Annotated in this window: 19 protein-coding genes; 10 read left to right on the top strand and 9 right to left on the bottom strand. The window is 60.3% G+C overall.

Annotation, left to right across the window (positions count from 1 at the left end; all coding sequences use genetic code 11):
• Positions 1-57 precede the first annotated feature (57 nt).
• The gene (locus G5315_RS19990) at positions 58-834 is read left to right on the top strand and encodes a glycosyltransferase family 2 protein (protein WP_005339515.1); all 777 of its coding nucleotides are present in this window, start codon (positions 58-60) and stop codon (positions 832-834) included.
• 51 nt (positions 835-885) lie between these two features.
• On the opposite strand, the gene G5315_RS19985 is transcribed toward G5315_RS19990, so the two are convergent.
• Positions 886-1,923 (bottom strand): glycosyltransferase family 9 protein, encoded by a 1,038-nt coding sequence (locus tag G5315_RS19985; protein ID WP_128834622.1) that lies wholly within the window; start codon positions 1,921-1,923, stop codon positions 886-888.
• A 134-nt stretch (positions 1,924-2,057) separates the two neighbouring features.
• On the opposite strand from G5315_RS19985, the gene coaD reads away from it, so the two are divergent.
• A complete protein-coding gene (gene coaD / locus G5315_RS19980; RefSeq protein ID WP_202006026.1) occupies positions 2,058-2,543 on the top strand; it encodes a pantetheine-phosphate adenylyltransferase in 486 nt (161 codons plus the stop codon).
• Positions 2,544-2,635: 92 nt separating this feature from the next.
• Here coaD and G5315_RS19975 read toward each other — a convergent pair whose 3' ends face one another.
• The 6 genes from G5315_RS19975 to radC all read right to left on the bottom strand — a co-directional run bounded on the left by G5315_RS19975 (position 2,636) and on the right by radC (position 6,298).
• Positions 2,636-3,571 carry a VirK/YbjX family protein gene (locus G5315_RS19975; protein WP_421207236.1) on the bottom strand — a complete coding sequence of 312 codons (936 nt, stop codon included), beginning with the start codon at positions 3,569-3,571 and terminating at the stop codon, positions 2,636-2,638.
• A gap of 114 nt (positions 3,572-3,685) precedes the next feature.
• The gene (mutM, locus tag G5315_RS19970; RefSeq protein WP_421255867.1) at positions 3,686-4,498 is read right to left on the bottom strand and encodes a bifunctional DNA-formamidopyrimidine glycosylase/DNA-(apurinic or apyrimidinic site) lyase; all 813 of its coding nucleotides are present in this window, start codon (positions 4,496-4,498) and stop codon (positions 3,686-3,688) included.
• A gap of 24 nt (positions 4,499-4,522) precedes the next feature.
• On the bottom strand, positions 4,523-4,978 hold the full coding sequence (locus tag G5315_RS19965; protein ID WP_216952392.1) for a hypothetical protein: 456 nt from the start codon (positions 4,976-4,978) through the stop codon (positions 4,523-4,525).
• A 93-nt stretch (positions 4,979-5,071) separates the two neighbouring features.
• Entirely contained in the window at positions 5,072-5,239 is a 168-nt protein-coding gene (rpmG, locus tag G5315_RS19960) for a 50S ribosomal protein L33 (protein ID WP_005307500.1), read from the bottom strand.
• Positions 5,240-5,250: 11 nt separating this feature from the next.
• Positions 5,251-5,487, bottom strand: coding sequence for a 50S ribosomal protein L28 (gene rpmB / locus G5315_RS19955; protein WP_005307492.1), 237 nt, complete (start codon positions 5,485-5,487; stop codon positions 5,251-5,253).
• Between the two features lie 136 nt (positions 5,488-5,623).
• Positions 5,624-6,298, bottom strand: a complete 675-nt coding sequence (gene radC / locus G5315_RS19950) for a RadC family protein (protein WP_201996417.1) — start codon at positions 6,296-6,298, stop codon at positions 5,624-5,626.
• A 148-nt stretch (positions 6,299-6,446) separates the two neighbouring features.
• Here radC and coaBC point away from each other — a divergent pair, with 148 nt between their 5' ends.
• From coaBC to pgi, 5 genes are all read left to right on the top strand, one after another.
• Positions 6,447-7,649: a bifunctional phosphopantothenoylcysteine decarboxylase/phosphopantothenate--cysteine ligase CoaBC gene (coaBC, locus tag G5315_RS19945; RefSeq protein WP_421333854.1), complete on the top strand. Its 1,203-nt coding sequence runs from the start codon at positions 6,447-6,449 to the stop codon at positions 7,647-7,649.
• Positions 7,650-7,730: 81 nt separating this feature from the next.
• Entirely contained in the window at positions 7,731-8,189 is a 459-nt protein-coding gene (dut, locus tag G5315_RS19940; protein ID WP_421333852.1) for a dUTP diphosphatase, read from the top strand.
• A 67-nt stretch (positions 8,190-8,256) separates the two neighbouring features.
• A complete protein-coding gene (slmA, locus tag G5315_RS19935; protein WP_005339495.1) occupies positions 8,257-8,853 on the top strand; it encodes a nucleoid occlusion factor SlmA in 597 nt (198 codons plus the stop codon).
• Positions 8,854-9,018: 165 nt separating this feature from the next.
• Positions 9,019-9,855, top strand: a complete 837-nt coding sequence (locus G5315_RS19930; RefSeq protein WP_088868140.1) for a mechanosensitive ion channel domain-containing protein — start codon at positions 9,019-9,021, stop codon at positions 9,853-9,855.
• A gap of 347 nt (positions 9,856-10,202) precedes the next feature.
• Entirely contained in the window at positions 10,203-11,852 is a 1,650-nt protein-coding gene (gene pgi, locus G5315_RS19925; protein WP_247823751.1) for a glucose-6-phosphate isomerase, read from the top strand.
• 156 nt (positions 11,853-12,008) lie between these two features.
• Here the strand turns inward: pgi and ilvC are convergent, their stop codons facing one another.
• Entirely contained in the window at positions 12,009-13,490 is a 1,482-nt protein-coding gene (ilvC, locus tag G5315_RS19920; RefSeq protein ID WP_421333850.1) for a ketol-acid reductoisomerase, read from the bottom strand.
• A gap of 221 nt (positions 13,491-13,711) precedes the next feature.
• On the opposite strand from ilvC, the gene ilvY reads away from it, so the two are divergent.
• Positions 13,712-14,605 carry an HTH-type transcriptional activator IlvY gene (ilvY, locus tag G5315_RS19915; protein ID WP_005342097.1) on the top strand — a complete coding sequence of 298 codons (894 nt, stop codon included), beginning with the start codon at positions 13,712-13,714 and terminating at the stop codon, positions 14,603-14,605.
• Here the strand turns inward: ilvY and G5315_RS19910 are convergent.
• Positions 14,594-15,454 carry a hypothetical protein gene (locus G5315_RS19910; protein ID WP_421207222.1) on the bottom strand — a complete coding sequence of 287 codons (861 nt, stop codon included), beginning with the start codon at positions 15,452-15,454 and terminating at the stop codon, positions 14,594-14,596. The genes ilvY and G5315_RS19910 overlap by 12 nt on opposite strands.
• A gap of 192 nt (positions 15,455-15,646) precedes the next feature.
• Between G5315_RS19910 and G5315_RS19905 the strand changes: the two genes are divergently transcribed.
• Complete coding sequence (locus G5315_RS19905; RefSeq protein WP_005339486.1) at positions 15,647-15,838, top strand: hypothetical protein; 192 nt, start codon at positions 15,647-15,649, stop codon at positions 15,836-15,838.
• A 73-nt stretch (positions 15,839-15,911) separates the two neighbouring features.
• Positions 15,912-18,536 (top strand): GNAT family N-acetyltransferase, encoded by a 2,625-nt coding sequence (locus G5315_RS19900; protein ID WP_421333848.1) that lies wholly within the window; start codon positions 15,912-15,914, stop codon positions 18,534-18,536.
• Positions 18,537-18,773 lie beyond the last annotated feature (237 nt).

Raw genomic sequence — 18,773 nt, 5'->3', positions numbered from 1 at the left:
ATGGGCGCCAATTCGAGCATGTCCCGCCAGCCGGGCAATAACCGTGAGCCCACATTCGTGAAAAAACCGACTCTGGCTGCCGTTCTGATCGTCAAGAATGAAGCCGACAACCTGCGCAAGTGCCTCGCCTCCCTCGACGGACTGGTGGACGAGATCGTCATTCTGGACTCAGGCAGTCAGGACGAGACCCCGGCCATTGCCGCCGAGTTTGGCGCCCGCTTCTTCGTCAATGCCAAGTGGCCGGGCTTTGGCAAACAGCGCCGACTGGCCCAGTCCCACGTGCAGTCCGACTGGGTGCTGTGGCTGGATGCCGACGAGCGGCTCACTCCCGAGCTGAAAACCGCCATCGCCAACGTGATGGCCAATCCGGCCAGCGATACCATCTACTCGATCCCGCGCCTCTCCTGGGTGTTTGGCCGCTTTATCCGCCACAGTGGCTGGTATCCGGATCGGGTGCTGCGCCTCTATCCCAAGGCACTCACCAGCTACAACGAGGCGCTGGTGCACGAAAAGGTGGAAGTACGGGCCAACATGAAGATCGTCAACATTCATGGTGACCTGCTCCACTTCACCTATCGGGATCTGGAGCACTATCTGGTGAAATCCGCCGGTTATGCCCGTGCCTGGGCCGATCAGCGCACCGCCCGCGGCAAGAAGGGCTCCCTCAGTCAGGGGCTGATCCATGCTGTTGGCTGCTTCCTCAAGATGTACCTGCTCAAAGCGGGCTTCCTCGATGGCAAGCAGGGGTTGCTGCTGGCGATCCTCTCCGCCCACTCTACCTTCGTTAAATACGCCGACCTCTGGGTGCGCCAGCAACCGCAGCAGCCGGAATAACCGTCATACGAAACAGGGCCCCCCGGGGCCCTGTTTGCATTGCTGCATACGTTATTTTCGCCAGAAAGGCGCCGCCCAGCGGGCCATCACCGGCACCATGGTCTTGGGATCGAGCTGGCTCATATCCTCAGGATGGTCGCTATCCTCCGGCGGGCTGAAGGCGAGGTGACGCCCTTCGCTGTTGAGGGGCTTCCAGCGCAGCGGAGTGGCGGAGCGGCGCATCGGGAAGAAACCGATGGTCGGCACATCGAGCGCGCCGGCGATATGGAGCGGGCCAGTACTGCCTGCAACGAACAGGGCGGCGTTAGCCAACACCTGACAGAACATCGGCAGACCATCGCTGGAGCGATAGATCCAGCCGTTGCCACCGTGGGCCAGCAACTCGGCCGCCAGCTGTTCGGCCATCTTCTCCTCGCCCGGGCCTGCGGTCAGCACGCACTGCAGCTCGGGGCAGGCCTGATTGAGCTTGATGATGATACGGGCATACTGCTCGATGGAGAGGTTGTTGGCCGAACCGCCGCTACCGGCATGCACCATCAGCCAGGGGCGGCTGGCATCGAGCTTGAGCTTGAGTGCCAGCTGCTCGCGCACCTGCTGCAGGCTCGCCTCATCGAAACTGAGGAAGGGGGTCTTGGGCTCCACCACGGCGACCTGATGGTCGGTCAGGAAGCGACGGATCAGCTCCAGATTGTACTCGGACTCCGGCTTCTGGGAGCGGGAGCGGCGTTGCACCAGACGTTGGTTGTAGAGCACCTGCGCCAGCTTGGTCGCCGGGGCCAGTCGGTAAGGGATGTGCGCCTTCCACACCAGCATGGCGTTGCGGGAGTTGGAGAAGAGGCAGATGGACGCGTCGAACGCCGCCGCCTTGATCCGCGCCAGCAGCGCTCGCTGTTGCTCCTTGTCGGCCCGCACGCCCGGATCGATGATCACCTCGTCAATCCAGGGGCAGAGCCGGGCCAGCGGCGCCGTGTAGGCCGGAACCAGGGCAGTCACATGACACTCCATGGAGCCTTTGAGCATGGCGAAGCTAGGCCACGCCAGCATGAAGTCACCAATCTTGTCATTGCGAACGACCAGAATACGTTTCATAAAAAATCCCTTTGCTCCCTGTCACCAATGCAGGGAGGCTTGATGCGCGATGGCGTATTCTTGCCTGATGCACTGCTATTCTCAAGCGACGACCTTATAATGCGACCAAATTTCCAGGTTGCAGGACCGCAAAGATGACTACCAGGGTAATTTATCCCGGGACTTTTGATCCCGTTACCAATGGCCACGCCGATCTCATCGGCCGCGCCGCCAAGCTGTTTGACGAGGTGGTGGTCGGGGTCGCCAACAGCCCGAGCAAGCGACCTCTGTTCGATCTGGCAGAACGTGTCCAGCTTGTCCAGCAAGTGACCAGCTCGCTTCCCAACGTCAAGGTGGTGGGCTTCTCCGGCCTGCTGGTCGATTTCGCCAAAGAGCATCAGGCTAACGTGCTTATCCGCGGCCTGCGCGCCGTCTCCGACTTCGAGTACGAGTTCCAGCTGGCCAACATGAACCGCCGCCTGATGCCCACGCTTGAGAGCGTCTTCCTCACCCCGGCCGAGGAGAACTCCTTTATTTCCTCCACTCTGGTGAAGGAGGTGGCGCTGCACGGTGGCGACATCCGCCAGTTTGTCGACCCGGTAGTGGCCCAGGCCATCGCAGCCAAACAGCAACAGCGCTAATCCCCCCCCCTGATGGCAGATACAACAAGGGCTACCCGCGGGTAGCCCTTGTTGTATCTGTCTCGTTATGGAGAGGTCAGCCTGCTTGCCGGTTACTGACGGGCGAACCGCTCGTTCATCTCCTGAACCAGCAGATCGAGCCACTCGTAGCGGCGCCGATACATGGCCCGCTTCCTGGAGGCAATCTCCTCCAGCGGCTTGCGCGGCTGGGTTTGCAGGGCGACAAAGTTGGCATCCACATCCCGGGCGTCGAACTCCTGCCACAGCTCGTCATAATCGGCCTGCAGGTTGGCTTTTTGCTTGCTGCTGTAGCGCCTAGCCTGAAACACGTGGGCACGCTTGCGCACCGCCAGCACCTCCGCCGCCCCCATGCTCTGCGCCAGTTGCAGCACCAGCTGCACCAGCAGGGATTTGGGCCGCAGGCCGTGTCCCTCTTTGGTCAGCTCGCGCACCCGATCCTGGGCATTCTCGACCGCAGGCTCCGGCCCCTGCATGGAGCCGATCATCAGAATCAAATGATCGACGCTACCCGCCAGCGAAAAGGCGCAGCTGTAGAGGCGCTGCCCCTCGCCGTTGACGATGGAGAGCGCCAGCTCGGCCTCGCGGCGGAAGGTGCCATCATGGCGCAGCAGAAGGCGGCAGCCACTCTGGGGATAGTGCCCCAACTCGATCCCCTCGCCCAGATAGAGGGGATCAATCAGCTGGGGGTAGCACTCCAGCAGCAACCGATAGTGATTTTCCAGCATCTCGGCCCGTTGACGGGCGCTGGCACAGGCGAAGCGATAGGGACGCATCGGCTTGTCGAGCAGCTCGGGATAAACAGCTGGAAGCGCCTTGAGCGAGTCGCACTGAAACAGGCTGAAGACCCGGCTCAACGACTTGCGATAGAGCAGGCTGCGCAGCACAAACTTGCCGCGATTGAAGGTTTGGCGCTCGCACCCCTCGGGATAGAGGAAGCGGGCCATGGATTTTGCGCAATAGCGCTCCTGCCGGGATAGATACTCCCAGTCTATTGATTTTAAAGTCATTTCTAGTTCTCAAACCGCCTGAACGGCCGCTGATACTAGTAATGACTGCGCAAATATTCAACAGCCTGGAAATATGCTGTTACAACTTCCCCCGGATCGGGGAAAAAAGTACGCTCAGCGCTGGCAATGACTGCAAAAAACCGTGGTACGCTGCCCCATTCTTGTCTCGGTCAGCAGGGTGTGACAGTGGAAACAGGGCTGACCGCCACGGCCGTAGACCTGCAACTGCTGCACGAAATAGCCTGGCTTGCCATCGGCACTGGTGAAATCCTTGAGGGTGGTGCCGCCCTGCCGGATGGCTTCGGCCAACACCCGCTTGGTCTCGGCCACCAGGGTTCCCAGCCGCTCGGCGCTGATATTGCCCGCCGCCCGTTTGGGGTGAATGCCGGCGGCATAGAGCGCCTCGTTGGCGTAGATGTTGCCTACCCCGACCACCACCTGATTGTCCATCAGGAACTGCTTGATGGCAGTGCTGCGCCCCTTGGCACGCCCCTGCAGGTAATCAGCACTGAAGGCATCGGTGAGCGGCTCGGGCCCCAGCTTGGCGAGCAGCGCGTGGGCTTCGGCCGGTTCCCTGGTCCAGAGCAGGGCGCCGAAGCGGCGCGGATCGTTTAGCCGCAGCAGCTTGCCATTCTCCAGCTCGATATCCACGTGGTCGTGCTTCTCGGCCGGGGTGCCGATATCCAGTACCCGCAGGCTGCCGGACATCCCCAGATGAAGGATGGCGGTGCCGAAATCGGTCTCCAGCAGCAGGTATTTGGCACGGCGGCGCACCCGATGGATGGTGAGGTCCACCAGCTCCTGAATCTCACCGGGGATCGGCCAGCGCAGGCGGCCATCCCGCACCACCACGCGCGTCACCTTGATACCGGTGAGCCAGGGGGAGATCCCCTGACGGCTGACTTCAACTTCTGGCAATTCAGGCATGGGTACCTCACAAGGAAAAGGAACTCAGGGGGCAGGGCGCAGCAGATCGCGATACTGCTCGGCTGTGAGGGCGAGCCAGAGACCGGACGGCAGCTGGGCACCATACTGACCGCTATTCTGATAGAGGCCGATCTCGACCGGATCGTTCTGGCCGGCAATCCACACCTTGATGGTCACCGGCGCACCGCGTACCGCTTCACCGGGGGGTAACAACCAGCCCTGCCAACGTGCCAGACGGGCATCCAGCTGCGCGCTGTCGAGCCCCAGATCCGGCCCGCTGCGCCAGCCCTGACCGATCCGCTCAATCTGCCAGCTCGGCCCCTGCCAGGTGAGCACCACAGCCGCATCAGGCAGCAAGGGGCGAGCCCGCTTGGCGCTATTCTCCTGCTGGGCCAACTCCATACGATGCAACAGGGTGATCACGATCAGCACCACCACGATGATCACGTTATTCCAGCCTTTGCGGCTCAATTTGAACATGGCAAGCCTCCCTTTGAACCGGCAGTGTACTGAATTCGGCGCATAAAAAAACCCGGCACGAAGCCGGGTTTTTGGGAATGCAGCATCAAGTAATTACTTGATTTTGCCTTCCTTGTAGATCACATGCTGACGAACAACGGGATCAAACTTTTTGATCTCCATTTTTTCGGGCATGGTGCGCTTGTTTTTGGTAGTGGTATAGAAGTGACCAGTACCGGCGCTGGAGTTCAGGCGAATTTTCTCGCGAATACCTTTAGCCATGATCTAATTCCTTATACCTTAACACCGCTGGCGCGCAGTTCAGCCAGAACCACTTCAACGCCACGCTTGTCGATGATACGCATGCCTTTTGCGGATACGCGCAGGCTTACGAAGCGTTTTTCACTCTCAACCCAGAAACGGTGAGTGTGCAGGTTCGGCAGGAAACGACGCTTGGTGGCGTTGTTAGCGTGCGAACGGTTGTTACCAACTGCCGGGCGCTTGCCGGTTACTTGGCATACTCTAGACATGTCAGTCTCTCCAAATCTTACTTCATTGCTCGAGCAAATATCTGCCCCGCTGGCCTTCGATTGCGGGGCAAACAGAAGGCGGCATTTTATACAGCATCCGTGATCAAAGATCAACTAATACGGTGCCAGAGCACAGTTATAGCCAACCGCGCTCGGCAAAAGAAACCGTGATGCCGTCACCGATCACCAAGTGATCCAGCACTCTGATATCGATCAGGGCCAAAGCGGCCGTGATCCGATCCGTGATCTGGCGGTCGGCCCTACTGGGCTCGGCGACGCCGGACGGGTGATTATGCGCCAGAATCACTGCGGCTGCATTATGTTTGAGCGCGATCTGCACGATTTCTCTTGGCCAGACGCTCGCCGAGTCGATAGTGCCGAAAAAAAGCTCAACAAATTGAATGACTCTGTGCTGATTGTCGAGCAACAGCAGGGCAAACACCTCGCGCGGCCGATCCCGCAGCTGGGCTTGCAAATAGTCCCGGGTCAGCTGGGGAGAGGTGAGCGCATCACCCCGTTGCAACTGCTCGGCCAGATGGCGTCTGGCCATCTCCAGCACCGCCTGCAACTGGGCATATTTGGCCGGGCCAAGGCCGTGCGCCTCGCAGAATGCCCGTTGATCCGCGCCCAGCAAGCTGCGCAAAGAGCCAAATTGATTCAACAACTTGCGTGAAAGATCCACTGCGCTCAGGCCATTGACGCCGGTGCGCAGAAAGATGGCAAGCAGCTCGGCATCGGAGAGCGCCGCGGGCCCCTGTCGCAGCAGCTTCTCTCTGGGACGTTCATCTTCCGGCCACTCCTTGATGCTCATTTGTCTCTCCCTCATCCCTGTTGAGGAAAAACATAGCAAATATTTGCGTGTTCACCGCCAGAACCCCTTGATGCCAACCCCTGTCGTCATCCTCTGCCTGTGGTATCTTAGCCGACCAGTCAGAATGAGCCGGATAGAGAAACAGCAGATGAGATTGGCCGATAAACGCATCCTGTTGGGTGTCAGTGGCGGGATCGCCGCCTACAAGAGTGCCGAGCTGGTACGCCGCCTGAAAGATCAGGGCGCCGAAGTGCGGGTGGTGATGACCCGCTCCGCCAAGGAGTTCATCACCCCGCTGACCCTGCAGGCGGTCTCCGGTCATCCGGTGGCCTACAGCCTGCTGGATCCTTCTGCCGAAGCGGGCATGGGCCATATCGAACTGGCCAAGTGGGCCGATCTGGTGCTGATCGCCCCCGCCAGCGCCAACCTGATGGCGCGGATGGCTGCAGGAATGGCCGACGAACTGCTGACCACCCTCTGTCTGGCCACTCCGGCGCCCATCGCACTGGCGCCCGCCATGAACCAGCAGATGTATCTCAACGCCGCCACCCAGGCCAACCTCAAGACCCTGGCCAGCCGCGGCATTCTGCTGTGGGGGCCGGATGCCGGCAGCCAGGCCTGTGGCGATGTGGGCCCCGGGCGGATGCTGGATCCCCTCGAACTGGTGGATCGCTGCTGCCAGCAACTGGCCGCCGAACCCTTGCTGGCAGGCGTCAGGCTGCTGCTCACCGCAGGCCCGACCCGCGAGGCGCTGGATCCGGTGCGCTACATCAGCAACCACAGCTCCGGCAAGATGGGTTACGCCATCGCTCGCGCCGCTCGTGAAGCGGGCGCCGAGGTGACGCTGGTGAGCGGCCCGGTAACGCTGGCTACACCAGCTGGCGTCACCCGCATCGATGTCGAAAGCGCCGAGCAGATGCATCAGGCGGTAATGAGCCGAGTCGGCGAGTGCGACCTCTTCATCGGCTGCGCGGCGGTAGCCGACTATCGTCCTGAGCAGGTGGCCAGCCAGAAGATCAAGAAAACCGGCGACAACGACCAGATGGTGGTGAAGCTGGTGAAAAACCCCGACATCATCGCGGCCGTCGGCGCCCTTTCAGACAAACCCTTCACCGTCGGATTTGCCGCCGAAACCGTGGATGTGGAACAATACGCCCTCGACAAGTTGCAGCGTAAGCGGCTGGACATGATCGCCGCCAACGATGTGTCCCGCGAGGGGCAAGGCTTCAACGCCGATGACAACGCCCTGACCGTGTTCTGGCAAGGGGGCCAGGCCCCGCTGCCGCTGGCCGACAAGCTGACGCTGGCCCGTCACCTGATCGCCCTGATTGCGCGCCACTACCGGCACTGAGCGTCCCGACAGAACAAGACTCACGGCGCCCCGCCTTGCCAAGAGGGGCGCCAATACAAGATCCAACTGAAAAAGCGATTCATGACTACACAAATTGAACTGAAGATTCTGGATGCCCGTATCGGTACCGAGTACCCGCTGCCCGCCTACGCCACACCGGGCTCTGCCGGCATGGATCTGCGCGCACTGCTGGATGCGCCGCTGACTCTGGCTCCGGGTGATACCACCTTGGTGCCGACCGGTCTGGCCATCCACATCCAGGATCCGGGTCTGTGTGCCACCATTCTGCCCCGCTCCGGCCTCGGCCATAAGCACGGCATCGTGCTGGGCAACCTGGTCGGTCTGATCGATTCCGATTACCAGGGTCAGCTGATGGTCTCGGTCTGGAACCGCGGCAAGGATGAGTTCACCGTGCAACCCGGCGAGCGCATCGCCCAGCTGGTGATCATGCCGGTAGTTCAGGCCAGCTTCCAACTGGTCGATGAGTTCAATCAGAGCGAACGGGGTGAAGGCGGTTTTGGTTCTTCTGGTCGCCAATAACAGACCACACCAGCCCGATGGCGGTGCCTAATAATAGAATCAAGCCATTGTTTTTTTAGGGGAATCCATGGCAAGCAGTAATCAGAAACAGAGTCGGCGCGATCAGATCCTGCAGGCGCTCGCCCATATGCTGGAAACCAGTCCGGGTCAGCGCATCACCACGGCCCGTCTGGCGGCCGAGGTCGGCGTCTCTGAAGCAGCCCTCTATCGACATTTTCCCAGCAAGGCGCGGATGTTCGAGGGGCTGATCGACTTTATCGAGGATTCCCTGCTGTCACGGGTCAATCTGATCATGGCGGAAGAGAAGGACACCATGGCGCGCTGCCACCATATCCTGCAGCTGCTGCTGGTGTTCGCCGAGCGCAATCCCGGCATTACCCGCATCCTCAATGGCGACGCCCTGCTGGGTGAGCACGATCGGCTGCGGGATCGCATCAGCATCCTGTTCGACAAGCTGGAGACCCAGATCAAGCAGGTGCTGCGCGAGAAGCGGCTGCGCGAGGGTCAGGGCTTCCAGCTCGACGAGACCATGTTGGCCAATCTGCTGCTGGCCTACACCGAAGGTCGCATCAGCCAGTTCGTGCGCTCCGAGTTCAAGCTCAAGCCGACCGCAGGTTTCGAAGATCAGTGGCAATTTATCCGCAGCCAACTGCTGCAGAGCTGATGTTTTTTTCGCGTCATTCAGCAAAAAGAAGGGAGGCTTTGGCCTCCCTTCTTTTTTGTGTCAGGTTTTTATGGCAGAAAAGAAGTACCAGATGCGACCCGTACTGTCGCGCTGCGGTGTTAGATTTATCCACCATAAACCTTTTAGAACCTGACAGGACATCCTATGGAACCCGAAATCATTACCGAAGCGCAGACCTGGCTGGTCAATAATCAGGGACTGCTGATCGAATACGGCGTCAATATCGCCGCCGCCCTGCTGACCCTGCTGGTCGGCTACATCGCCGCCAACCTCATCAGCGGTGGCGTGGTCAAGGTGATGCAGGCCCGCAAGCTGGACACCACAGTCACCCACTTCGTCGGCAGCATCCTCAAATACGCCATTCTGGTGTTCGTGGTGATCGCCGCGCTGGGCCGTGTCGGCGTGCAGACAGCCTCCTTCGTCGCCATTATCGGTGCCGCCGGTCTGGCCATCGGTCTGGCGCTGCAAGGCTCGCTCTCCAACTTCGCTGCCGGCTTCCTGCTGATCATCTTCCGCCCCATCAAGGCGGGCGAGTTTATCGAAGTGGCAGGCACTGCGGGTGTGGTGCAGTCCGTTCAGCTCTTTACCACTACCCTCACCTCAGGTGACAACAAGATGGTGGTAGTACCGAACTCCGCCATCCTCAACGGCACCATCGTCAACTACTCGCGTATGGATACCCGCCGCGTCGATATGACCTTCGGTATCGGCTACGGCTCTGACCTGCGCAAGGCCAAACAGATCCTCGAGCGTCTGGTAAGCGAAGAGCCGCGCATCCTGAAAGATCCGGCAGCCACCATCGCCGTTGCCGCGCTGGCCGACTCCTCGGTCAATATCGTGGTGCGTCCCTGGGTGAAAACCGCTGACTACTGGGGTGTCTGGTTCGACTTCCACGAGAAGGTGAAACTGACCTTTGATGCCGAAGGCATCGAGATCCCCTTCCCGCAGATGGTGATGCACATGCAAAAAACGCAGGCGTGATCGCGGTTCTGCTGCAACAGACAATGCCAGCCTTCGGGCTGGCATTGTCGTTTCTGGCACCAGCCCATGGCCATGTCGGTGCATAACCACGCCAACCGGATGAAAACAATTTCAGGCTATCGGGGTGGCCCCAATCATGAGCAAGCGCAAGATCCGCCTTGCTTTCGTGACACATAATCCCAATGTTCTGGTTGTATGCTCCCGACAGTGACCCATTGCGGTAAAAGACAATCGGTAAAAATCTGTTACACGGGCCGCCCGATCGGCTCGCTATAATGCTCGGATAATAAGGTTTGGCGGGACCTTGCCTGCAAGGTTCAAACACAACTTGGCATTTCAGGAATCCTATGAAAAATATCAATCCAACCCAAACCCAGGCCTGGCAGGCACTGGAAGCCCACTTTGCAGCAAACAAAGAGACCCGACTCAAGGATCTGTTTGCGCAGGACCCGAAGCGCTTTGACAAGTTTTCCCTCACCTTCGGCGGCGACATCCTGGTTGATTACTCGAAGAACCTGATCACCGAAGAAACCCTCAAGTTGCTGGTTGATCTGGCCAAAGAGACCGATCTTCGCAGCGCGATCGATGCCATGTTCAATGGCGACAAGATCAACATGACCGAAGGCCGCTCCGTACTGCACGTGGCCCTGCGCAACCGCTCCGACCGCCCCATCGAGAGCGACGGCAAGGATGTGATGCCGGAAGTGAACGCCGTACTGGCCAAGATGAAGGGCTTCTGCGAGAAGATCATCTCCGGCGAGTGGAAAGGCTACTCCGGCAAGGCGATCCAGCACGTGGTCAACATCGGTATCGGTGGCTCCGATCTCGGCCCGGTGATGATCACCGAGGCACTGCGTCCCTACAAAAACCACCTGCAGATGCACTTCGTCTCCAACGTCGATGGCACTCACATCGCCGAGACCCTGAAGAAGATCGATCCGGAAACCACCCTGTTCCTGGTGGCCTCCAAGACCTTCACCACCCAGGAGACCATGACCAACGCCCTGACCGCCCGCGACTGGTTCATCAAGATCGCCGGTGACAAGGCCCACGTTGCCAAGCACTTCGCCGCCCTCTCCACCAACGGCAAGGCCGTGGCCGAGTTCGGCATCGACACCAACAACATGTTCGAGTTCTGGGACTGGGTTGGCGGCCGCTACTCCTCCTGGTCTGCCATCGGCATGCCCATCGCCCTGTCTGTCGGTTTCGAGAACTTCGAAGCCCTGCTGCAAGGCGCCTTCGAAATGGACATGCACTTCGCCACTGCCTCCTATGAGCAGAACGTGCCGGTGCTGCTGGCGCTGATTGGCCTGTGGTACAACAACTTCTACGGTGCCGAGTCCGAAGCCATTCTGCCGTACGACCAGTACATGCACCGCTTCCCTGCCTACTTCCAGCAAGGCAACATGGAATCCAACGGCAAGTACGTGGATCGCAACGGCAAGCCGGTTGACTACCAGACCGGCCCCATCATCTGGGGTGAGCCGGGTACCAACGGCCAGCACGCCTTCTACCAGCTGATCCATCAGGGCACCAAGCTGATCCCCTGTGACTTCCTGGCACCAGCCATCAGCCACAACCCGATCGGTGACCACCACCCGAAACTGCTGGCCAACTTCTTCGCCCAGACCGAGGCACTGGCCTTCGGCAAGAGCAAGGAAGAGGTTGAAGCCGAGTTCCTGGCGGCTGGAAAAACCCTGGAGCAGGTCAAGGATCTGGTGCCGTTCAAGGTGTTCGAAGGCAACCGCCCGACCAACTCCATCCTGTTCAAGAGCCTGACCCCGAAAACCCTGGGTGCCCTGATCGCCATGTACGAGCACAAGATCTTCGTACAGGGCGCAATCTGGAACATTTTCTCCTTCGACCAGTGGGGCGTGGAGCTGGGCAAACAGCTGGCCAACAAGATCCTGCCGGAGCTGGGCAACAACGAAGCTGTCACCAGCCACGACTGCTCCACCAACGGTCTGATCAACACCTGGAAAGCGTGGAAAGCCTGATTTATCCAGCCTTTCTGAATGCAAAAGCCCCGCTCGATGAGCGGGGCTTTTTTATGATTGTCGGGCTGATTTTTCTGGCTGGCCGGTCGGGTGTCCAGTCCGACCGGCGACGGGGATCGTCATCCCCGCCCCATCATCATCCTGCCCGATGCAGACTTAACCGCCAACGGCGATGCGTTTCATGTCCTTCATGTAACCGCGCAGTACTTGACCGATTTTTTCGATCGGGTGGTTGCGGGTCGCTTCGTTGGCCGCCAGCAGCGCCAGGTTATCCACGCTCTGCCCTTCCGCCTTGCTGGCCCCCAGATCGCCCGCTTTCAGGGTCGGCATGAAGTGCTCGCGCAGCAAAGGCACTGCAGCGTTGGCGAACAGGTAGTTACCGTACTCGGCGGTGTCGGAGATGACCACGTTCATCTCGTACAGACGCTTGCGAGCAACTGTGTTGGCGATCAGCGGCAGCTCGTGCAGGGATTCGTAGTAGGCGGACTCTTCGTAGATGCCGGAGGCCACCATGGTTTCGAACGCCAGCTCGACCCCGGCCTTGACCATGGCCACCATGACCAGACCCTTGTCGAAGTACTCCTGCTCGGCGATCTTGCCGTCAAACGCCGGGGCGTTCTCGAAGGCGGACTTGCCGGTCTCTCCGCGCCAGGTCAGCAGCTTGATGTCGTCTTCGGCCCAGTCGGCCATCATGCCGCGGGAGAACTCACCGGCGATGATGTCGTCCATATGCTTCTTGAACAGCGGGCGCATCAGGGTCTTGAGCTGCTCGGAGAGCTCGAAGGCACGCAGCTTGGCCGGGTTGGAGAGGCGATCCATCATCAGGCTGATGCCACCCTGTTTCAGGGCTTCGGTGATGGTCTCCCAACCGAACTGGATCAACTTGCCGGCGTAGGCCGGGTCTGTCCCTTCGGCAACCAGCTTGTCGTAGCAGAGCAGGGAACCGGCCTGCAGCATGCCGCAGAGGATGGTCTGCTCGCCCATCAGGTCAGATTTCACTTCCGCCACGAAGGAGGATTCCAGCACCCCGGCACGGTCGCCGCCGGTGGCAGAGGCCCACGCCTTGGCGATGGCCATGCCTTCGCCTTTCGGGTCATTTTCCGGGTGAACGGCGATCAGGGTCGGCACACCAAAGCCACGCTTGTACTCTTCGCGCACTTCGGTACCCGGGCACTTGGGCGCCACCATCACGACGGTGATGTCGGAGCGGATCTGCTGACCCTCTTCCACCACGTTGAAACCGTGAGAGTAACCCAGCGCGGCGCCCTGCTTCATCAGCGGCATCACGGTTTTCACCACGTCGGAGTGCTGCTTGTCCGGAGTCAGGTTCAGCACCAGATCGGCGGTCGGGATCAGCTCTTCATAGGTGCCGACCACGAAGCCGTTGTCGGTGGCTTTCTGCCAAGAGGCACGCTTCTCGGTGATGGCAGCCTTGCGCAGGGCGTAGGAGATATCCAGCCCGGAGTCGCGCATGTTCAGACCCTGATTCAGACCCTGGGCACCACAGCCCACAATCACCACCTTCTTGCCCTTCAGCACGTTGCAGCCGTCCGCGAACTCTTCGCGCTGCATGAAACGACACTTGCCCAATTGGGCCAACTGCTGACGCAGGTTCAAGGTGTTGAAATAGTTAGCCATGGTGATTGCTCCGTTCGATTGATTCCATGCCGGATAGCGGCGTTGTCTGAACCACTATAGCGCGGGACACTTATTGCCTGAACTGATATATTCGAAACAGTACGTTGCAATAACTGAAACGCTCACCCTTCATAATTGCCTGCTGAATGTACCGCGAGATGGCAGAAACAAGCCGCCAACCGCTGGATATCGGGCACACATGCCGCGCCAGGAGCTGAAAGATGGATCTTCGCAATCTCGAGCTGTTTCTCCACCTCGCCGACTCCCTCCACTTCGGCAAGAGCGCCGATGCCATGGCGGTCAGCCCCTCCACCCTGAGTCGCGCCATCCAGCGGTTGGAGCAGGAGACCGGCTGCATCCTGTTCGAGCGGGACAACCGCTCGGTGCGGCTTACCCCCGCCGGCGAGAAACTGCGGGAGTTTGGTGGCGGCCTGTTGCAGGAGTGGCGCCAGCTCAAGCAGGAGCTCAAACGCAGCGATGAACCGCTGCAGGGGCGGCTCCGGGTGTTCTGCTCGGTCACCGCCAGTTACTTTCTGCTGCCCGAGGTACTGGAGCGCTTTCGCCGCCGCTACCCCCAGCTGGAGATCAAGCTGGAGACCGGCGACCCGGCGCTGGCGGTGGACAAGATTCTGGCCGACGAGGCCGATCTCGCCATCGCCGCCCGTCCCGATGCTCTGCCCGCCAAGCTGGAGTTCGCCAGCCTGCAACTGGTGCCGCTGGTCTTTATCGCGCCGCGCAATGCCCCGCAGCTGAACCAGTGGTTCCGTCAGGGCGAGCCGGACTGGGAGCAGCTGCCAGTTATCCTCTCCGAGCAGGGGCTGGCCCGCAAACGCAGCGATCAGTGGTTTCGCAACAAGGGGATCGCCCCCAACATCTATGCCGAAGTGGCGGGTAACGAGGGAATCGTCGCCATGGTGGCGCTCGGCTGTGGCGTAGGATTGGTGCCAGCGGCGGTGATCGACCACAGCCCGCTCGGCGACAAGGTGCGTATCATCGACCTCAAGCCAGCCTTCAAGCCATTTGATGTGGGGATCGGGGTGCTCAAGAAGCGGCTGGAGGAGCCGCTGATCCGCGCCTTCTGGGATACCGCGCAGAATCAGGGCTCACTGCGCTGACACCGGATTATAGATAAGGGCCGGATCGGCCATCATGATGCGGCTGGGCAGCGGCAAGTCGGGGTTGTGCAGCTCGAGGCGCACCCGCTCATCCAGTTTCAGCCGCCGAATGGTGCTGCCAAATCCCTCTTCAAAGACCCGGTCAAAAGCACCAGACTGCCGCGCCCGCTGCAGGCCGAGCTCGATGCGCTGCGCCAGCTCCGGATATTTTGGCGAGACAAAGAAGAGCAGCGCCAGCGGATAGCGAAACACCAGACGGGGCTCGATGGCGAGATCCGTGTGCTGCCGCAGTTCATCCTCGACCTCGATGACCGAGCGCAGGAAGCAGTCAAAGCGCTTCTTGCGCAGCATGTTGAAGAGCGCCTCATAGAGATTGCCCACCGTCACCTTGAGGCCGTTAGCCCGCAGCAACTGGGTGTCTGGCCAGGATCTATGCTGACCGATGGAGAGCCCGGCGCGATGCCAGTCCGCCAACGATCCGATCGCGGCAAAACGCCCCTCATCCCCCTGCCGAACCAGACACACCCGCCACCCCAGCAGCCCCTTGGCCAGCGGAATGTGGATTGCCAGCAACTCCCGCTCTCGCTCACCATCGGGGGCAAAGACACCGACCTGAACCAGCTCGCCGCTGCGCAGCTCCTTCACTGCCCGCCCCTGCTCCATCTGCGGGCTGGAAACCAGCTGGTAGGGGCCATATTCGGGCACGGTGAGATCGAGGGAGAGGCGCAGCAACTGGACGACGGCGGGGTTGGGATGATCCAGCAGCAGATTCCAGGCGCGGATAGGCTGCTCGGTTGCCGTTGCGCCAACCGTCCACAGTGCCATGCACCACCACCAGACTCTGATCATCCTGCGCACCATCCGTGCCTCATGCTCCTCGCCATACTATAACGCCAGCCAGCACCTCAACGGCGCCCTCTCTGAAAGATGTGTGAGCGCTCTCGTGTCAAATCTCGTGTCAAAAGTGACAATAGGCAAACCCGACAGGTCATCGCAGACTGGGCGTTCATCAACAAACGCCAAGGCGCAGGGAGGAGAGCCATGAAACAGCATCTGGTAGAGATCAAGGGTTCAACCCTGTTTGACGAGTATCTGCAAAGCATGGGCGTGCCCAGCACGGCGCTCGACCGGGAGCAGGATATCTATCTGCAGGAACGCCACCTGGGAGCCATTCGCCGGGTGCAAGGCGAACTGCGCTTTTATCTGCGTGCCAATGCCCTCAACAAACGGTGATCAGGATCCGGTCACAGAACCCGCAGCAAAGGCGTATTAGACTGGTATCTTCCCCCTTTTGTCGGGAGTGCCCATGAAAGCAAGCGGTCTGGATCGGCTGTTCAAACCCCACTCAATCGCCGTGATCGGCGCCTCGACCGACCCGCTCAAGGCGGGTCATGTGATCATGCGCCACCTGCTGGCGGGCCAGTTCAAAGGGCCCATCCTCCCCGTCACCCCGCGCAACAAGGCCATCGCCGGCGTGCTGGCCTATCCCGATATCGCCAGCCTGCCGCTGACCCCGGATCTCGCCATCATCTGCACCAGGCGGGAGCGGGTCTTGCCGTTGCTGGAAGCGCTCGGCCAGAAGGGCGCGGGGGCGGCCATCATACTGGCCGCCGACTTTTCCCCCGAGGAGCGACTGGAGCTGAAACGGGTCTGCCAACAATATGGCATTCGCCTGCTCGGCCCCAACAGCATGGGGATGCTGCTGCCCGGCCAGGGGATCAACGCCAGCTTTTCCCCCATTGCCGCCAAGCCGGGGCAGGTCGCCTTTCTCTCGCAATCCGCCGCCGTCAGCACCACCATTCTGGATTGGGCCAAGCAGCATGAGCTGGGCTTCTCCGCCTTCATCTCCCTGGGTGATCACTGCGACATCGACTTCGGCCAGCTGCTGGATCAGCTCTCCCGCGACAGCGTCACCCGCGCCATCTTGATCTACATGGACAAGCTGCACGACGCCCGCCACTTTCTCTCGGCGGCGCGGGCAGCCTCGCGCAACAAGCCGATCCTGGTGCTGAAAAGCGGGCGCCACGATCCGGCCCACGGTCTCGACAATGTCTATGATGCCGCCATCCGTCGCGCCGGCATGCTGCGGGTACGGGATACCCACGAACTGTTTGCCGCGGTGGAAACCCTCAGCCACTCCATGACCCTCAAGGGAGAGCGACTCGCCATCATCTCCAACGGCCGCGGACTGGCCAATATGGCGGTGGATGTGCTGCTGGAGCGGGGCGGCAAGCTGGCTCGCCCGCCACTCGATATCGGCAGCGATGCCACCATCACCACCTATCAGGAGGCACTGGACAACGTGTTGCAGGAAGATGGCATCGACGCCATCCTGATCATCCACGCCCCCTCGCTCACGGCACCGAGCGCGCCGCTGGCCAGCCATCTTATTGCCCATCTGAAACAGCATCCCAGAGCGCGCCGTTTCAACATCCTCACCAACTGGGCGGGCGAATACTCGGCGCAGGAGGGGCGCAAACTCTTTACCGAGGCGGGCTTCCCGACCTACCGCACGCCGGAAAGCGCCATGGCCGCCTTCATGCACATGGTGGAATACCGCCGCAACCAGAAGCAGTTGATGGAGACACCGGCATCCCTGCATGGCAACCAGCTCAATGTAGATCTGTGCCAGCAGCTGATCCGCCAAGCGCAGGAGCGCAAACAGCTAAGATTGGATACCCATCTGGTGCACCCGATTTTACAAGCCGCCGGTCTATCGACCCTGCCAACCTGGATCGTCACCGACGCCATCGAGGCGACCCTCACCGCCGAGCAGATCGGCTATCCAGTAGCGGTAAAACTGCGCTCGCCCGATATCCTGCACAAGTCTGCCGTACACGGAGTGGTACTCAATCTGCGCACCTCGGCCGAAGTGGCGCAAGCCGCAGATGCCATTCTGGACAGGGTCAAACAGCATGATCCGGGCGCCCGTATCGAAGGCTTGCTCGTGCAACGCATGGCTCGCCGCAGCGGCGGCCTCGAACTGCGGGTACGCATCCAGCAAGACGCCATCTTTGGCCCCGTCATTCTGCTGGGTGAGTCGGGTGCGGAACCGCAGGAGATGGTGGCTGCCTTGCCACCGCTCAATCAGGCACTGGCCCGTTACCAGATCATCGGCGCACTCAAGAGTCGCAAGATCCGTGAGCAGGCCACACCGGAACGACTGGATATCGATGCCTTGGGCCAAGTGCTTTGCCAGCTCTCCGAGCTATTGCTCGCCTTTCCGGAGATTCAGGAGCTGGACCTGCACCCGCTGCAAGCATGCGGTACCGAGATGGTGGTACTGGATGCCAGCCTCACACTGACTGACCCCGCCATCCCGATAATCAACCGACTGGCGATCCGCCCCTATCCCACCGAACTGGAGGAGGGTGCCTGGCTTAAAGATCAGCGCCATATCCTGCTGCGCCCAATCCGGCCGGAAGATGAACCGGCTCACAAGCAGTTCGTGCTGCAAGTCTCTGATGAAGACAGGTACAAACGCTTCTTCGCCGATGTCGGCGAACTGGGTCACGAAGAGCTGGCCCGCATGACCCAGATCGATTACGACCGGGAGATGGCCTTCGTAGCGGTGGGGCAAGATGGCGAGCTGCAGGATCAAATCCTCGGCGTGGTACGCGCTATCTCGACCCCGGACCTGAGCGATGCCGAGTTTGCCATTCTGGTGCGATCGGACTTGAAAGGGGTGGGGCTCGGCAAATTGATGATGGAGAAGATCATCCGTTACGCCAAAGAGCAGGGGATTGGCCAGCTATCCGGCATGACCATGCCCAGCAATCGCGGCATGGTCAACCTCGCCAAACGGCTTGGCTTCAAGATCGATGTGCAGATGGACGAGGGGGTGGTCAATATGGAACTGCCCTGCAACCAGCAGAAGGCTGATTTGGCCGCCTGTAAACTCGCTCAAATGGCTGATAAGGCTCGGATATAGCCAGAAAATGGTGGAAATAACCGGCTGTCTTACGATCCTTCCGACAGGTAAAAGCCAGCCATTGGCTGGTTTAACACACTAAAAACACCAAAGCCCGGTCGTCAGACTGGGCTTTGTGTTGGTTATGGTGTGCAAACCTGTGGGTCACTTGATAAAACCACCCATAGCAAAAAGGCCTTCCCATCTGGGAAGGCCTTCAAATTAGTGGCGGAGCGGACGGGACTCGAACCCGCGACC

Origin of the sequence: Aeromonas sp. 603607, from assembly GCF_049171595.1 — a bacterium.
Taxonomy (GTDB): domain Bacteria; phylum Pseudomonadota; class Gammaproteobacteria; order Enterobacterales; family Aeromonadaceae; genus Aeromonas; species Aeromonas veronii.
Note: the sequence above shows the minus strand (reverse complement) of the source record. Positions and strands in the feature narration are given on the sequence as shown.

Bases quoted from the DNA above. Each gene is read 5' to 3' on its own strand.
- G5315_RS19975 (WP_421207236.1), bottom strand. From the start codon at position 3,571: ATGACTTTAAAATCAATAGACTGGGAGTATCTATCCCGGCAGGAGCGC.
- rpmG (WP_005307500.1), bottom strand. From the start codon at position 5,239: ATGGCTAAAGGTATTCGCGAGAAAATTCGCCTGAACTCCAGCGCCGGT.
- ilvY (WP_005342097.1), top strand. From the start codon at position 13,712: ATGGATCTTCGCAATCTCGAGCTGTTTCTCCACCTCGCCGACTCCCTC.
- pgi (WP_247823751.1), top strand. From the start codon at position 10,203: ATGAAAAATATCAATCCAACCCAAACCCAGGCCTGGCAGGCACTGGAA.
- G5315_RS19900 (WP_421333848.1), top strand. From the start codon at position 15,912: ATGAAAGCAAGCGGTCTGGATCGGCTGTTCAAACCCCACTCAATCGCC.
- coaD (WP_202006026.1), top strand. From the start codon at position 2,058: ATGACTACCAGGGTAATTTATCCCGGGACTTTTGATCCCGTTACCAAT.
- slmA (WP_005339495.1), top strand. From the start codon at position 8,257: ATGGCAAGCAGTAATCAGAAACAGAGTCGGCGCGATCAGATCCTGCAG.
- G5315_RS19985 (WP_128834622.1), bottom strand. From the start codon at position 1,923: ATGAAACGTATTCTGGTCGTTCGCAATGACAAGATTGGTGACTTCATG.
- mutM (WP_421255867.1), bottom strand. From the start codon at position 4,498: ATGCCTGAATTGCCAGAAGTTGAAGTCAGCCGTCAGGGGATCTCCCCC.
- rpmB (WP_005307492.1), bottom strand. From the start codon at position 5,487: ATGTCTAGAGTATGCCAAGTAACCGGCAAGCGCCCGGCAGTTGGTAAC.
- G5315_RS19905 (WP_005339486.1), top strand. From the start codon at position 15,647: ATGAAACAGCATCTGGTAGAGATCAAGGGTTCAACCCTGTTTGACGAG.
- G5315_RS19965 (WP_216952392.1), bottom strand. From the start codon at position 4,978: ATGTTCAAATTGAGCCGCAAAGGCTGGAATAACGTGATCATCGTGGTG.
- ilvC (WP_421333850.1), bottom strand. From the start codon at position 13,490: ATGGCTAACTATTTCAACACCTTGAACCTGCGTCAGCAGTTGGCCCAA.
- dut (WP_421333852.1), top strand. From the start codon at position 7,731: ATGACTACACAAATTGAACTGAAGATTCTGGATGCCCGTATCGGTACC.
- G5315_RS19910 (WP_421207222.1), bottom strand. From the start codon at position 15,454: ATGATCAGAGTCTGGTGGTGGTGCATGGCACTGTGGACGGTTGGCGCA.
- coaBC (WP_421333854.1), top strand. From the start codon at position 6,447: ATGAGATTGGCCGATAAACGCATCCTGTTGGGTGTCAGTGGCGGGATC.
- radC (WP_201996417.1), bottom strand. From the start codon at position 6,298: ATGAGCATCAAGGAGTGGCCGGAAGATGAACGTCCCAGAGAGAAGCTG.
- G5315_RS19930 (WP_088868140.1), top strand. From the start codon at position 9,019: ATGGAACCCGAAATCATTACCGAAGCGCAGACCTGGCTGGTCAATAAT.